At 60.2% G+C, this 14,415-nt stretch carries 12 protein-coding genes; 5 read left to right on the top strand and 7 right to left on the bottom strand.

From position 1 onward, the window contains the following. Window positions 1–390: 390 nt before the first annotated feature. On the bottom strand, window positions 391–1,821 hold the full coding sequence (gene sbcB / locus MHZ97_RS06895; protein ID WP_103796796.1) for an exodeoxyribonuclease I: 1,431 nt from the start codon (window positions 1,819–1,821) through the stop codon (window positions 391–393). 289 nt (window positions 1,822–2,110) lie between these two features. On the opposite strand from sbcB, the gene dacD reads away from it, so the two are divergent. Continuing rightward, window positions 2,111–3,274: a serine-type D-Ala-D-Ala carboxypeptidase DacD gene (gene dacD / locus MHZ97_RS06890; protein ID WP_239313886.1), complete on the top strand. Its 1,164-nt coding sequence runs from the start codon at window positions 2,111–2,113 to the stop codon at window positions 3,272–3,274. A 34-nt stretch (window positions 3,275–3,308) separates the two neighbouring features. On the opposite strand, the gene MHZ97_RS06885 is transcribed toward dacD, so the two are convergent. From MHZ97_RS06885 to MHZ97_RS06875, 3 genes are read right to left on the bottom strand one after another with little or no spacing between them, the layout of a single operon-like run. Further along, window positions 3,309–4,523 (bottom strand): cytochrome c, encoded by a 1,215-nt coding sequence (locus MHZ97_RS06885; protein WP_239313888.1) that lies wholly within the window; start codon window positions 4,521–4,523, stop codon window positions 3,309–3,311. Beyond that, window positions 4,520–6,283, bottom strand: a complete 1,764-nt coding sequence (locus MHZ97_RS06880) for a GMC family oxidoreductase (protein ID WP_103796799.1) — start codon at window positions 6,281–6,283, stop codon at window positions 4,520–4,522. Before MHZ97_RS06880 ends, MHZ97_RS06885 begins: the two co-directional genes overlap by 4 nt. Continuing rightward, the gene (locus tag MHZ97_RS06875) at window positions 6,280–7,032 is read right to left on the bottom strand and encodes a gluconate 2-dehydrogenase subunit 3 family protein (RefSeq protein WP_103796800.1); all 753 of its coding nucleotides are present in this window, start codon (window positions 7,030–7,032) and stop codon (window positions 6,280–6,282) included. The genes MHZ97_RS06880 and MHZ97_RS06875 overlap by 4 nt, the downstream gene beginning before the upstream one ends. A gap of 207 nt (window positions 7,033–7,239) precedes the next feature. Here MHZ97_RS06875 and MHZ97_RS06870 point away from each other — a divergent pair, with 207 nt between their 5' ends. Together MHZ97_RS06870 and tmaR are read left to right on the top strand one after the other, a co-directional pair. After that, on the top strand, window positions 7,240–8,298 hold the full coding sequence (locus MHZ97_RS06870) for an FUSC family protein (RefSeq protein WP_239313890.1): 1,059 nt from the start codon (window positions 7,240–7,242) through the stop codon (window positions 8,296–8,298). Window positions 8,299–8,459: 161 nt separating this feature from the next. Continuing rightward, window positions 8,460–8,780: a PTS system regulator TmaR gene (tmaR, locus tag MHZ97_RS06865; RefSeq protein WP_239313892.1), complete on the top strand. Its 321-nt coding sequence runs from the start codon at window positions 8,460–8,462 to the stop codon at window positions 8,778–8,780. 72 nt (window positions 8,781–8,852) lie between these two features. On the opposite strand, the gene MHZ97_RS06860 is transcribed toward tmaR, so the two are convergent. Beyond that, a complete protein-coding gene (locus tag MHZ97_RS06860; protein WP_239313894.1) occupies window positions 8,853–9,914 on the bottom strand; it encodes a LacI family DNA-binding transcriptional regulator in 1,062 nt (353 codons plus the stop codon). A 92-nt stretch (window positions 9,915–10,006) separates the two neighbouring features. Between MHZ97_RS06860 and MHZ97_RS06855 the strand changes: the two genes are divergently transcribed. Beyond that, the gene (locus tag MHZ97_RS06855) at window positions 10,007–10,786 is read left to right on the top strand and encodes a YdcF family protein (RefSeq protein ID WP_103796803.1); all 780 of its coding nucleotides are present in this window, start codon (window positions 10,007–10,009) and stop codon (window positions 10,784–10,786) included. Here the strand turns inward: MHZ97_RS06855 and MHZ97_RS06850 are convergent, their stop codons facing one another. Then, complete coding sequence (locus MHZ97_RS06850; protein WP_103796804.1) at window positions 10,787–11,698, bottom strand: ketopantoate reductase family protein; 912 nt, start codon at window positions 11,696–11,698, stop codon at window positions 10,787–10,789. 72 nt (window positions 11,699–11,770) lie between these two features. Beyond that, window positions 11,771–12,076 (bottom strand): helix-turn-helix transcriptional regulator, encoded by a 306-nt coding sequence (locus tag MHZ97_RS06845; RefSeq protein WP_103796805.1) that lies wholly within the window; start codon window positions 12,074–12,076, stop codon window positions 11,771–11,773. Window positions 12,077–12,217: 141 nt separating this feature from the next. On the opposite strand from MHZ97_RS06845, the gene fusA reads away from it, so the two are divergent. Then, window positions 12,218–14,314 (top strand): elongation factor G, encoded by a 2,097-nt coding sequence (gene fusA, locus MHZ97_RS06840; RefSeq protein WP_239313915.1) that lies wholly within the window; start codon window positions 12,218–12,220, stop codon window positions 14,312–14,314. Window positions 14,315–14,415 lie beyond the last annotated feature (101 nt).

Below are 14,415 nucleotides of genomic sequence, written 5' to 3'. Positions count from 1 at the left end.
AAAAAACTAAAATCAGCAAGCAGGCAGCGGAATCGCATAACCGAACTTAATACTTGAAACGCTAACTTTACGGAGATATATAGCCAGAATTGATGCCGCTGTTACTATTTATTCTTAAAAGTTCTTGTTTTTTTAAAGATGCAGCTGGTTTCCAGATTAGACGAATCTTACATTTTTTGAGTCGCAGATTTTATCAATAAATGTCCATCTCACTTTTGTTTAATAAAATCAATAAATGGAATATAGGATTTTTCCATATTATTTTGAACGTTATAAAAGGGCGCGAATTAAACGGTCACGACGGAAAGGGTGGTAAGCATGAAGGGGAAGTTAAAATAAGAGCAATATCATCAGGGCCAGCAGGGCGGAGAACCCTGCTGGATGCGACTATCAGGAGACCAGCTCCTGCGCATAAAGATAGAGTGCTTTCAGCTGCGCCATCTTCGCGGCATCATCCTCATGCAGCGTGGCCAGCGACTCCAGCTCCAGTAAAAAGGCCTGTACGCGTTCAGCGTTCAGCACCTCGCGGCGATGCTGCAACCAGCGCTGCTGCTCGGCGTCATCCAGCGTGCCGGGGAAATTGCGGGCGCGGTAGCGGAACAGCAGCTTCGCAATACGCGCATCCTGAAAAGTGAGATCCATCGCGGGCAGATTCGCTGGCGCGGTCTGCCGCAGAATATTCATTCCTGCGCGATCGGCGTCGCTAAAGAAGCCGTCATAAAGCTGCGCATCAACATCGTCCGGTGAGGTGAAGGGTTCCGCTTCGGCGTAGAGCGTGACCACTTTTTCGCGCACCTCAGCGTGCTGACGCAGCAGCGCCAGATTCGCCAGGCAGGCTTCACGATCGATGCCCAGGCGCGCCGCGTCTTCCGGACGCAGGGTGTTCGCCGGTGCCAGCACCGGGCACTTGTTGATATGCACCAGCTTAATCGGTACCGCTGCGGCCTCTTCGGGCAGATCGCTTTTGCGCGTATAGAGCCGCTCGCGCAGCGCATCGGCGTCCAGTTCCAGCAGCGGTGACATATCACCCGCCAGATCGGCCACAATCAGGGCGTTGCGGTTATCGGGATGCCAGGCCAGCGGGACGACCCAGCTGGTATTGCCGCGCGCCGCGCCGAACATGCCGGAGACGTGGACCAGCGGCTTCATCTGAGGGATGTCGATAAGCGTCATCAGCTTATTTTTATTGCGGTGGGTAAACAGAAACTCGAACAGCTTCGGCTGCTTCTCTTTAACCAGCTTTGCCATGGCCAGCGTGGCATAGACGTCGGACATGGCGTCGTGCGCGTTTTCGTGCGCCACGCCGTTGGCTTTGGTGAGATGTTCCAGCTTAAAGCTGGGAAAGCCCTCGTCGTTTTCTGGCCAGACAATGCCGTCGGGGCGCAGCGCATAACAGGCGCGCATCACATCCAGCAGATCCCAGCGGGAATTGCCGTTCTGCCAGCTCCAGCCATAGGGATCGAAAAAGTTACGGTAGAAGATATTGCGGGTGACTTCATCATCGAAGCGCACATTGTTGTAGCCCACTACGCAGGTCTGTTCTTCGGTAAACAGCGCATAGATGCGCGCAGCAAACTCCGCTTCTGACACGCCGCGCGTCCGCGCGACCTGCGGCGTAATACCGGTGATCATCACCGCTTCCGGCTGGGGCAGGTAATCATCGGCGGGGCGGCAGTAGAAAATTTGCGGTTCGCCGACCGGATTGAAGTCGCTGTCGGTGCGCAGCCCGGCAAACTGTGCCGGACGATCGAGCGACGGGCTTTTACCGAAGGTTTCGTAATCGTGAAAGAGAAACGTAAATTGTGCGCGATCGTTTTTCAATGTTCATTACCGTTGATATATGTGTATTCATGCTATGTCCTCTCGCGGCAGGTATCTGGCCTGTTTCTCCATAGCAAAATGATGGCGCGGTGTGACGCTGCTCTCTACATGGTAAACCATATTAGAGTCGGTCAGAAGTTACGGATGCGGATGCAGACAGGGTAAGCTGGCCCGCAGTCAGAAACCCGCTCCGCAGCCGATCACATTTTTTTTCAATTTAATCAAACCTGTTCAACCCTTTTGCCGTAAAACGAGCCGCTGTTTTCCCCGTAACCCTGAGGATTGAGTGTTGAAAAGGCGTCTGTTGATTACTGTAACTGGAACTCTCTTTTTGGCGTCGCTGGCGCAGGCCGACGATATGCCGTTTCCCCTGACGCCCCCGTCTATTGATGCCGCTTCCTGGGTTCTGATGGACGCCACCGCCGGACAGGTGCTGACCGCAGGCAATCCGGACGAGCGCCGCAACCCGGCCAGTCTGACCAAGCTGATGACTGGCTACGTGGTGGATCGCGCCATTGATGCGAAAAAAATTAGCCGCGATGACGTGGTCACCGTGGGCAAAGATGCCTGGGCTGCCGGCAACCCGGTATTTAAAGGCTCGTCCCTGATGTTCATTAAGCCCGGCGACAAGGTCACGGTGCGCGACCTCAGCCGCGGCGTTATTATCGACTCCGGCAATGACGCCTGCGTGGCGCTGGCCGATTACGTCGCGGGCAGCCAGCAGAGCTTCGTCAATATGATGAATCAGTACGTACAGAAGCTCGGTCTGACCAATACCCATTTTGAAACCGTTCACGGCCTTGACGCGCCGGGCCAGTTCTCCTCTGCGCGCGATATGGCCATTCTCTCCCGCGCCATTATCCAGGGGGAGCCCGATTTTTATGCGATGTACAGCGAGAAGACGCTGAGCTGGAACGGGATTACGCAGAACAACCGTAACGGCTTACTGTGGGATAATAACCTGCACGTCGACGGCCTGAAAACCGGCCATACCGCAACAGCAGGCTTTAATATCATCGCCTCAAATGTGGTGGGCCAGCACCGCCTGATTGCGGTAATTATGGGTGGCAAAAGCGCGAAAGGGCGCGAAGAGCAGGCGCGTAAGCTGCTGGTGTGGGGCCAGAACACCTTTGACACCGTGCAGCTGTTCCACGCCGGTAAAAAGATTGGCACCGAAAACGTCTGGTACGGTAATCCGCACAGCGTCGCGGTGGGTACCGCTAAGGACGTCTTCCTGTCGCTGCCGCGCAGTGAGATTGCGAACGTGAAGGCCAAGTATGTGATTAACCGTCAGGATCTCGAAGCGCCGCTCAAGGCCAACGAAACCATCGGTGAGATTCAGGTGCTCGACAAAGATAAGCAGCTGGCGAGCTATCCGCTGGTCACGCTAAATGCAGTAGAGGAAGCGGGCGTTATCACGCGCATTCAGGACTACCTGAAGCAGAAGCTTTAATTCAGGAGAGGCGGCCTCCGTGCCGCCTGTTGCGCTACTTCAGCTTCTCTTTTACCGCTTTGACGTCGCTCGCCGACACCGGCGCGGCGGCGTTGCCCCAGCTGTTACGCACCCAGGTGAGTACCGCAGCGATCTGCTCGTCATCCAGCACGCCGGCAAAGGCGGGCATCGCCGGCGCGGTGGGCCGCGCGTCGGTATCGACGCCGCGGCTGCCCGCGCTGACCACGCGGATCAGCGAGGTGGCGTTCGGCTGATTAACCAGCGGATTTGACGCCAGCTGTGGGAAGATATTCTTCTCACCGCGCCCGCCGGGGCTGTGGCAGGCGGAACACTTCGCCTCGTAAATCTGTGCGCCGAGCTTCATGCGCTCGTCGCTGGCGGCCAGCGGCTGCGGCACCTCTTCATCGTGGGTTTTACCCTCTTTCAGGAAGGTCGCGACCGCGCGCAGATCCTCGTCGCGCCAGTACTGGGTCGAGTGGCGCACCGCATCGGCCATCGGACCGGAAGCGATGGCGTAGCGGTTTACGCCGGTGCGCAGATAGCTGACGATATCCTCCTGGGTCCATTTGCCCAGTCCGGTATGGTCATCCGCGCCGAGATTTGGCGCGTACCAGTCTTCTACCTCGCTTCCGCTCAGGAAGCGATCGCCTTTGTCACCGCCAAGAAAGTTTTTCGAGGTGTGACAGGTGCCGCAGTGGCCGAGTCCCTGTACCAGGTAAGCACCGCGGTTCCACTCCGCTGACTTTTTCGCGTCGGGTATAAAAGTGCCCTTATCGAAGTTAAGCCAGTTCCAGGCAATCAGGCTGGTGCGGATATTAAAGGGGAAGGGCAGCTGGTTGGTCTCAACTTCATGGTGGATCGGCTGCAGCGTCTGTATCCACGCCCAGAGATCCTGCAAATCCTTCTCGGACATTTTGGTGTAGGCGGTAAAGGGCATCGCGCCGTAGAGCCGTTTGCCGTTGTGGCCGATACCTTCCGTCATGGCGCGGCGGAAATCGTCATAGCTCCAGTCGCCGATGCCGGTCTCGCGATCCGGCGTGATATTGGCGCCGGCCAGCACGCCAAACGGGGTGGTAATCTTGACGCCGCCCGCATAGGGCTGCTTCGCATCGGTGGTATGACAGGCGGTGCAGTCGCCGAGGGTAGCGAGGTAGCTGCCGCGCGCATACTGGTCATACTCCGGCTGCGCCTGACTGCCGAGGCTGACGGCGAGCAGCAGCGCGGCGGAGAGTGCATTCAGCGTTTTCATGCGGTAATCATCTCCCCTGGACGTTGCAGATACCAGGTGCGGATGGCGTGCGCCGCCTTAAACGCCAGCGCCCCGACGGTGCCGGTCGGGTTATAGCCGGGATTCTGCGGAAAGGCGGAGGCGCCCACCACAAAGAGGTTGGGCACGTCCCAGACCTGCAGATGCTTGTTAACGGAGCTGGTGCTGGGGTCGGCACCCATCACAAAACCGCCGACCACGTGCGAGGACTGATAGGGCACACTGCTCCAGTGGCCGGTCATCGGCTTAACGATCATCTCGCGCGGATTCATCGATTTGGCGATCTCCGCCACCTTGCCGGTGCAGTACTGCGCCATCTTCAGATCGTTGTGCGAAAAGTCGAAGGTAATACGCAGCAGCGGGCGGCCGTGCGGATCTTTGTAGTTGGGATCGAGCGAAAGATAGTTGGTGCGGGTGGTGTAGCTGCTCGCCTCGCAGCCGATGGACATGGTGCTGAGGTAGTTATCTTTCAGCGCGCGCTTCCATTTCGAGCCCCACTTCGGCGTGCCGGGCGGCAGCGGACGGTAGCCGATGGGCGCGGCGCCGATGGGCGTCACGCGGATGCTGCCGCCGCCGAAGAAGCCGAGGCCGCTGTGGTCGAAGTTATCGTTGTTGAACTCATCGATGCCCATGCCGACCGCGCCCGCGCCGATAAAGGGATTAAAGTTCTTGTCATCGAAAAACAGCGTCACGTTGTTGGCGGTCTGGTAGGCGTAGTTGCGGCCGGTGGTGCCCTTGTTGGTAACCGGATCGTAGGCTTCACCAATGCGTGAAAGCAGCATCAGGCGCACGTTCTCAAAGGTAAAGGCGGCGACGATCACCAGATCGGCTGGCTGCTCCCAGGTATCGCCAGAAGAGTCGACGTAGGTCACGCCGGTCGCTTTTTTGCCACTGGAGTCGGTCAGCACCTCCAGCACTTCACAGTTGGTATAGGCGGTGAAGTTCTCTTTGCGCATCAGCGCCGGCAGCACGGTAGTAATCGCGCTGGCCTTGGAGTAGTTGGCGCAGCCGTAGTTAGTGCAGAAGCCGCAAAAGGTGCAGGGCCCCATGGTGACGCCGTAGGGATTGGTATAGGCCTCGGAGACCAGCGAAGAGGGCACCGGGAAGGGCTGATAGCCCATCTCTTTTGCCGCCTGCGCGAACAGCGTCGGACCGTAAGGCTGACGCAGCGGCGGCGTCGGATATTCGCCGCTGCGCGGGCCTTCGAACGGGTTGCCGCCGGCGCGCTTCTCGCCGTTGAGGTTGCCCGCGTAGCCGGAGGTGCCCGCCACGCGCTCAAACTGCATATAGTGCGGCTCCATCTCTTCCCACGTGGTGCCCCAGTCCTGCAAAGTCAGCTCGCCGGGCATCGCGTCGGCGCCGTAACGCTCGGTGAGGTAGCTCTTTAGCTGGAATTCGTGCGGCTGGAAGCGAAAGGTAATACCCGCCCAGTGGTTGCCGGCGCCGCCGGTGCCGTTGCCGGGGTGAAAAGAGCCCCAGGTGCGCATCGGCAGCGCGGTCTGCGACGGGTTATTGCGCATGGTGCAGGTATTCTGGCGCGTGCGCAGCATCAGCTCTTCGCGCATGACATAGCGCAGCTCGTCGGTGACCGTCCCGATATTAAAATCGCGCGCGGTATCGCGCCACGGCCCGCGCTCAATGCCGATCACCTCCAGCCCTTCATCGGCCAGCTCATTGGCGATAATCGAGCCTGCCCAGCCGAGGCCGATGACCACGACATCCGTTTTAGGGAGTTTTTTCATGGCTTCTCCCTGCCTTTCCACTGGCCGATGCTGATGGGTTCAAGGTGCAGATCCTGGTTATGGCGCTCGATATAGGGGCGGTAGTCGTAGCGCGCGCCGGGAAAGCCCAGCATCTTCCAGGAGGCCATATCGCGATTGCCGCCGTAGATGGGATCGGCAAAAAAGCCCTCCATGGTGTTGTTCAGCACCTCGATAAACAGCGACTGGGCGTCGAAACCGTCGAAGTGCACTTTGCCCGCCTCCATGGCGGCCAGCAGCGCGTCCTGCTGCGCCGGGGTTAATGCCTTAAACGACTTTTGCGAGGTCTGCTGCACATAGCGGTTAAGGGCGGCGATGCCCTGGCGGTAGCGCTGCTGCGGCACCAGCGGAGACTGATCGCCCTGTTCGGTGGTGCCTTTCTGGAACGGCCCTTCCATATAAATGCGCTCAAAGGTGCCGTAAGCGCCGTGCAGCTGGCGATCGATAAACTGCGCGCAGCCCGCCTCTTTGCCCCCGACGCTCAGCTCGTCGGCGGGGATCAGACGATCGACGATAGCCTCAATGGTTTCAGCTTCTTCCTGGGTAAAAAAGAGCCAGCCGGGCTGGTCGAAGGTTTCAGGCGGGTTATCGGAGAAGGGCGTCCAGCCCGGCGAACCTTTCAGGGAGACGGCGTCAGCCGCGCGGGTGACGGTAGCGGCTACACCCAGCGTAGACCATGTCAATACCTGGCGTCGCGTTACGCCCGGCAGCGTTTTGGCTCTTTTTCTCATGTCGCTTCCTTTAGTCGTGTTATCAATTAAACGAAAATAAGCGAAGTAGTTATGTGGTTGTTTTTATGGTTTTGGGTGCTTGTAAAGACAATGTTGATAATTGTAAGAAGGTGTCAAAACGGTATTGAAATGTAGAAGCGGCAGTAAGCCTTAGCAACGTCATGGGATAAAATAGCGCACTTTATGATCCTCAGCCGGAAAGCCATCTTGCGTCCAGATAAGCCCATATCGAATATCGAGTTCTGGTTCTATCGCCACTACCGCAGCGTGCATGGCGTCCGTATCGCCATCGCCTTTTTACTCACTTTTTTGCTGGTGCGGCTCACCGGCATTCCCGAGGGCACCTGGCCGCTAATTACGCTGGTGGTGGTAATGGGGCCTATCTCCACCTGGGGGAACGTCTTCCCGCGCGCTATTCAGCGCATCTGCGGCACCTTCGCCGGATTGATCTCTGGCCTGATCGCCCTCAAGCTGGAGTTGATGTCGCTGCCGGTGATGCTTGCATGGTGCGGCGTGGTTATGATTGTGTGCGGCTACCTGACGTTAGGGAAGCATCCCTATATGGCGCTGCTGATCGGCATAACGCTGGGCGTGGTGGTGGGCGCACCGGCGGGCGATTTCACCGTGGCGCTGTGGCGCGGCGGTGACGTCATCCTCGGCTCGCTGCTGGCGCTGCTGTTTAGCGCCATCTGGGCGCAGCGCGCCTATACCCACTGGCGCATCCAGCTGTCGGACTCGCTGGCGGAGATCGCTAAAATTTGTCACGCCGGCTTTTCCTCAAACCTGATAGAGAAGCCTCGCCTGAAGAAGCCGCTGGGCAAGCTGCTGACCAGCGTTGTGAAAATGCGCGCGCTGCTGGTGCCGGCGAGCAAAGAGACGCGTATTCCCAAATCGGTGTTCGAGGCGATTCAGACCATCAACCGCAATATGGTTAATACGGTGGAGATGCAGATCGAAGCCTGGTGGGCCTCGCGCGAAACGCATCTTATTCTGCTCAACGCGCCGACGCTGCGGCGCACCCAGCAGATGACCGAAAAAACGCTGCTTGCGCTCTCGGCGCTGGCGCTGCGCGGCGAGACCGACGAGGTGGTGGCTAACAGCCACGAGCTGACGGAGATTACCCGCGAGCTGAAGCAGCTGATCGCCGATGCGGGCAGCGAAGGGCTGGAAGAGGCGCCGATCTATGGCTATGTCTGGCTGAGTCTGGAGCTGGCGAAGCAGCTAGAGCGCATGACCGATTTGATTCGTCTGGCGCTGCGCAAATAATCACCAGGGACAATGACTTAATGTGAAAGGCGCATTCTTTGCGCTAAGATAAGCGCCAGTCCGATTTTAGCGGCGACAATTGTCGCCCCGGCTGGCGAACCGCTAAGCTGAAGGTTATGACTCTACTCCCTGCGTAAGCAGGCCCAAAAAAAGGTGCCACCATGGAAAATGCCAAGCAATCATTTCAGGACGTACTGGAGTTTGTGCGTATGTTCCGTCGTAAAAACAAACTGCAGCGTGAAATCACTGATAACGAGAAAAAAATCCGTGATAACCAGAAGCGCGTTCTGCTGCTGGACAACCTGAGCGAATATATCAAGCCCGGCATGAGCATTGAGGCGATTCAGGAAATCATCGCTTCCATGCGCTCTGACTATGAAGATCGCGTGGATGAGTACATCATCAAAAACGCCGATCTGTCGAAAGAGCGTCGCGATCTGTCGAAAAAACTGAAAGCGATGGGCGAGCCGAAAGCGCATTAAACGCAGGCTGAATAACAAAACCCACGCTGAAGCGTGGGTTTTTTTTCTTCTGAAACCGGCGTGAGTGCTGCATTAGCCCTGCTGCAGCTGACGCGCGATATGCTGCAGCTGCTGCGCCAGCGCCGCGCGGTCGGGCCCTTCGCCGCCCGGCGCGGCGGTAGTGGCGCGCAGCACCAGCGCCGGCTCCAGCGCGCTGGCGGGCGGCGATGTACCCTGCAGCTGCGCCAGCAGCGTCTCGACGCACTGTTCCCCCAGCGCCTGCAGATCCTGACGCACCGTGGTCAGCGGCGGCTGATACCAGGCGCTTTCGGCGGTATCGTCGTAGCCGACAACCGAAATCTCACCCGGAATTGCCACGCCATGCTGATGCAGCGCGCGCATCGCCCCAAGCGCCATCTGATCGTTCGCCACCAGCAGCGCCTGCGGCAGGCGGTCCGGCAGCTGCTGCAGCATCGCCCGGTAGCCGGACTGCGCGCTCCAGTCGCCCTGCAGCACGCAGAAGGGCGTCAGCCGGTGCGTTGCCAGCGCCTCGCGCCACGCCGCTTCGCGCAGCTGGGCCGAAATCGCCTGCGGCGGGCCGTTCAGCAGGCCGATCTGGCGATGCCCCAGCGCCATAAGATGCTCGACAGCGGCCCGCGCGCCGCGCGCGTTAGAGTACTGACACTGCGCCACCTTTGCCTGCGGTTCGACATCCATAAAAATAACCGGCTTATCGCCGCACAGCGTCTGGATCTGCTCTGCTTCGGCAGCAGCCAGCGGCAGGTTAATCATCAGCGCGTCGACGCGCTGCGCCAGCAGCTCGTTGACGGTCTCGGCGGCGCTGTTGTGGCTGCGCATGGCGATCACCAGGTGATAACCGGCGCGGCTGGCGCGCTGCTGGATCGCCGAGGCGATCTGCGCCGGCGCCATCAGCGCCAGATCGCTGGTGGCGAGTCCGAGGGTGCGCGTCGCTTTGCCCGCCAGTTGCTGCGCCACGCGGTTTGGCACATAGTTGAGCTGCTGCATGGCCGCTTCCACTTTCGCCCGCGTGCGCGGCGACACCTGCGGCGAATGGTTCAGCACGCGGGAAACGGTCTGATAGGAGACGCCGGCAAGGCGGGCGACGTCATCAAGAGTGATAGCGCGGGAAGTCATTGATTTCTCCACAGGACAGAGGCGGCCAGTGTAGCAAAATTTCGCCGCGCAGGCGTATCGTCGCGCCAGCGCATCACCCGAACGGAGGAGAGATGCAGCTTAACCCTCAGGCTATTCAGGATCTTAATCTTATCGCCGCCTGGCTGGCGCTGGACGATATGCCTGCCGAAGGCGACATTGAAGCCGATATGGCGATACTGGCAGGCCACGCGGTGCTGCCAAATATCGAGGGCGCGGTAGCGCTGGCGAAAAAATTCGGGCTGCCTCTGCTGCTCAGCGGCGGCATCGGCCACGCCACCGGCGCGCTGGCGCAGGCGATGGCGCTGCATCCGCTCTATCGCGATATCGAGACGCGCGGCAAAAGCGAGGCGCAGATGCTGGCGGCGATCGCCCGCGTTTTCGGCGGCCTTGACGAGGAGCAGCTGCTGCTGGAGGGCGCGTCGCGCCACTCCGGCGAAAATGCCGCCTTTAGCCAGCGTCTGCTTGACGCCCGTCAGCTCCGGCCGCAGCGCGTGGTGCTGATCCAGGACCCGCTGCTGCAGCGCCGTACCGACGCTACCTTTCGCTGGCAGTGGCGCGAGCGCGACGACGCGCCGCGCTTTATCAACTGGCCGGTGTTTACCCCGGTCGTGACGATCGACTCCGGTATGGCGCGCATTACCGGCGCGCCGCCCCAGGGGCTGTGGTCGCTGGAGCGCTTTGTCCAGCTGCTGATGGGCGAAGTGCAGCGCCTGCGCAACGATGAAACGGGCTACGGCCCGCGCGGCGCGGGTTTCTTCGGCGACGTTGAGATGCCCGACGCGGTAGACGCCGCCTGGCATCGCCTGATGCAGCTGCCCGCCGTGCAGGCGCGGCTGGCGGCCGGGCGCTAATTAACGGCTCTGTAAATAGACCTGCAAATTGACGTTCACCGCGTTAAGCAGCGGCACGCTGACGCCGTTGCGCGCCGCGCGCCGCACCAGATCGCCGATCACCTGTTCCGCTTCGATATCCTGACCCTGGCTTAAGTCGCGATACATCGAAGAGGTCATCGGCGTGGCCGGATTGCTCAGCAGCTCAAAGATTTTCGCCGTCACCGCCGGCCGCGGCTGATAGCCGTCGGCGGTAATCGTCGCCAGCACTTCGCTGAAAAGGCCGCGCAGCAGCGCTTCACCGCCCTCAGCGGTCAACGCCTGCCGCGTATCGCCGCGCGTCAGACAGCAGACCGCGCCGAGGGTGCTGAGCAGCAGCCACTTCTCCCACAGCTCGCCGATAATGTTGTCGGAAAAGATCGTGTCAACGCTGGCGGTGCGCAGCGCCTCGTCGACGCGCTGCAGCCGCGCATCGTTACGGCCGTCCAGCGCGCCGTAGTAGATCTGATGCAGCGGCGTCATCTGCACCACTTCGCCCTGTTCGCCCAGGGTGGCGTTAATTTTCACCAGCCCGCCAATCACCTTATCGCCGAAGCGCTCGCGCAGCCTGTCGAAATGGCGCATACCGTTAAGGATCGGCATGATCAGCGTCTGCTCACCTACAGCGGGCGCGATATCCTCCATCGCCTGCGCCAGGCCGAAACTTTTTACCGTCAGGATAATCAGATCCCAGGTGCCGCGCAGCGCGCCCGCCTGCGCCAGCTGCGGCTGCAGCTTCTCCACGCCCTGCGGCGTGCGCAGCACCAGCCCGTTCTCCTGTAGCTGTTTAAAACGGCGCTCGCGCACCAGAAAGGTGACATCGCGCCCCGCCTGCGCCAGACGCGCGCCAAAATATCCGCCGGTAGCCCCGGCGCCCACGATAAGAATGCGCATGATCGATTTTCCCTTAGCCGTTGAGGCTCCTACCTTAAAACCTGACGGCGGCGGTTGCCAGCGTCGCGTTGCTCAGCGCTGCGCCATCGCCGCCAGCAGGGCGGGGAGCAGGCCGGGAAAGCGCTGATCCAGACAGTCGCGGCGCAGCGAAATCAGATTTTCCCGCCCGACGGGGCGCTGCCAGATAACGCCGCTGTCGCGCAGCACGCGCCAGTGGTGCGTCATGGTCGATTTGGCGATCTCGCCGCGCAGCGCGTTGCAGCTCTGCTCGCCGTGCTGCGCCAGGGTCTGGAGAATGGCGAGGCGAATCGGGTTGCCGAGGGCAAACAGCACGTTCTCCAGTTTGATCTCGTGCGGCTGCGGATGATTTTCCAGCATGGCGTTCCTGTTCTACGATCGATGAATTGCGCAATTATAGCTCAAACTGTTCGCATTTAGTCGTACAGTGAGCGTAAGCTGCTTTTCGACGGCGCGCAATCCTGTGCGCCGCACCGACAGTCATCTGACTAAGGACGCATCATGCCCCGAACACTTCCCGTTGAGCGTTACCGCAACATCGGCATCTCCGCGCATATCGATGCCGGTAAAACCACCACGACCGAGCGCATCCTGTTTTACACCGGAATGAGCCACAAGCTGGGTGAAGTGCACGATGGCGCCGCAACGACCGACTGGATGGCGCAGGAGCAGGAGCGTGGCATCACCATTACCTCGGCGGCGGTCAGCTGCTTCTGGCCCGGCATGGACGGCAGCTTCGCGCCGCACCGCATCAATATTATCGACACGCCCGGCCACGTCGATTTCACCATCGAAGTCGAGCGCTCGATGCGCGTGCTGGACGGCGCGGTTATGGTCTATGACGCCGTCGGCGGCGTGCAGCCGCAGTCGGAAACGGTATGGCGTCAGGCCAATAAATATCATGTGCCGCGGCTGGCGTTCGTCAACAAAATGGATCGCCAGGGGGCGGATTTCTTCCGCGTGGTGCAGATGATGAAAGATCGCCTCAGCGCCAGCCCGGTGCCGATCGTTATCCCTATCGGCGCGGAGGAGCACTTCAGCGGCGTGGTCGATCTGCTGAAAATGCAGGCGATTTACTGGGACGAGGCGTCGCAGGGCATGACCTTTAGCTATGCGCCCATCCCCGACGCGCTGCTGGAGCTGGCAAAGCTCTGGCGCGAAAAAATGGTTTCGGCCGCCGCCGAGGCGAGCGACGAGCTAATGGAGGCCTGGCTGGAGAGCGGCGATCTGGAGCACGATCAGATTATCGCTGGCCTGCGCCAGCGCACGCTGCGCAACGAGATCCAGCCGATGCTGTGCGGCAGCGCCTTTAAGAACAAAGGGGTGCAGCGCATGCTGGATGCGGTGATCGAGCTGATGCCGTCGCCCGCCGATATTCCCGCCATTAAAGGCGTGGATGAAGAGGGCAATGAGGCGGAGCGGCATCCAGGCGATGACGAGCCTTTCTCAGCGCTGGCGTTCAAGCTGATGAGCGATCCCTTTGTCGGCCAGCTTACCTTTGTGCGCGTTTACTCCGGCGTGCTGCGCAAAGGGGAGAGCGTCTGGAATGCGGTAAAGGGCAAAAAAGAGCGCATCGGTCGCATCGTGCAGATGCATGCCAACGCGCGCCATGAGATAGAGGAGATCCGCGCCGGGGATATCGCCGCCTGCGTCGGGCTGAAAGAGGTGACCACCGGCGAGACGCTGTGCGATCCCAACGCCGTTATTACGCTGGAGCGTATGGAATTCCCGGAACCGGTGATCTCGCTGTCGATCGAGCCGAAAACCAAAGGCGATCAGGAGAAGATGAGCCTGGCCTTGCAGCGGCTGGCGGCGGAAGATCCCTCGTTCCGGCTGCACACCGATGAGGAGTCCGGTCAGGCGATTATCTCCGGCATGGGCGAGCTGCATCTGGAGATTATTGTCGATCGTCTGAAGCGCGAGTTCGGCGTTGAGGCAAATATCGGCCGTCCGCAGGTGACCTACCGCGAAACGCTGCGTAAAGCGGCGCGCGACGTGGAAGGAAAATTTGTGCGGCAGTCGGGCGGGAAAGGGCAGTACGGCCACGTGGTGCTGACGCTGGAACCGCTGGAGCCGGGCGGCGGCTTTGTCTTCGAAGACGCCACCAAGGGTGGAGTGGTGCCGCGCGAATATATCCCGTCGGTAGAGAAGGGGATCCGCGAGGCGCTTAACACCGGGGTAATTGCCGGGTACCCGATTGTGGACGTCAAAGCGACGCTCACTTTCGGCTCCTATCACGACGTCGACTCCTCGGAGATGGCGTTCCGCATGGCGGCCATCCTCGGCTTCCGCGCCGCCGCGAAGCTGGCGGAGCCGGTGCTGCTGGAGCCGGTAATGAAGGTTGAAGTTGAAACGCCGGAAGAGTATGCGGGCGGCATTATGGGCGATCTCTCATCGCGTCGCGGACAGGTGCAGGGCATGGATGAGCATTTTGGCGGGCGGATTATCCGCGCCGAAGTGCCGCTGGCGGAGATGTTCGGCTACTCGACTGCGCTGCGCTCGCTGACGCAGGGGCGTGCCACCTACAGCATGGAGTTTGCCCACTACGCGCAGGCGCCGCGTCAGGTAGCCGACGCGGTGGTCGCCGCGCGCCACTAAGCCGCTAAACTATGATGGCAGGGACGCCATCTTTCCCTAATCCCGCCTCGCGCCAAACCATTGTCACTATTCTCGTTTTACTTCCCCTTTTCGGACGTTTA

The organism is Pantoea sp. ACRSC (genome assembly GCF_022346785.1).
Taxonomy (GTDB): Bacteria; Pseudomonadota; Gammaproteobacteria; order Enterobacterales; family Enterobacteriaceae; genus Pantoea; species Pantoea alvi.
Note: the sequence above shows the minus strand (reverse complement) of the source record. Positions and strands in the feature narration are given on the sequence as shown.

Excerpts from the sequence above, each read along its gene's own strand:
- MHZ97_RS06885 (WP_239313888.1), bottom strand. The coding sequence starts at position 4,523 with ATGAAAACGCTGAATGCACTCTCCGCCGCGCTGCTGCTCGCCGTCAGC.
- MHZ97_RS06880 (WP_103796799.1), bottom strand. The coding sequence starts at position 6,283 with ATGAAAAAACTCCCTAAAACGGATGTCGTGGTCATCGGCCTCGGCTGG.
- MHZ97_RS06875 (WP_103796800.1), bottom strand. The coding sequence starts at position 7,032 with ATGAGAAAAAGAGCCAAAACGCTGCCGGGCGTAACGCGACGCCAGGTA.
- tmaR (WP_239313892.1), top strand. The coding sequence starts at position 8,460 with ATGGAAAATGCCAAGCAATCATTTCAGGACGTACTGGAGTTTGTGCGT.
- MHZ97_RS06860 (WP_239313894.1), bottom strand. The coding sequence starts at position 9,914 with ATGACTTCCCGCGCTATCACTCTTGATGACGTCGCCCGCCTTGCCGGC.
- MHZ97_RS06855 (WP_103796803.1), top strand. The coding sequence starts at position 10,007 with ATGCAGCTTAACCCTCAGGCTATTCAGGATCTTAATCTTATCGCCGCC.
- MHZ97_RS06850 (WP_103796804.1), bottom strand. The coding sequence starts at position 11,698 with ATGCGCATTCTTATCGTGGGCGCCGGGGCTACCGGCGGATATTTTGGC.
- MHZ97_RS06845 (WP_103796805.1), bottom strand. The coding sequence starts at position 12,076 with ATGCTGGAAAATCATCCGCAGCCGCACGAGATCAAACTGGAGAACGTG.
- fusA (WP_239313915.1), top strand. The coding sequence starts at position 12,218 with ATGCCCCGAACACTTCCCGTTGAGCGTTACCGCAACATCGGCATCTCC.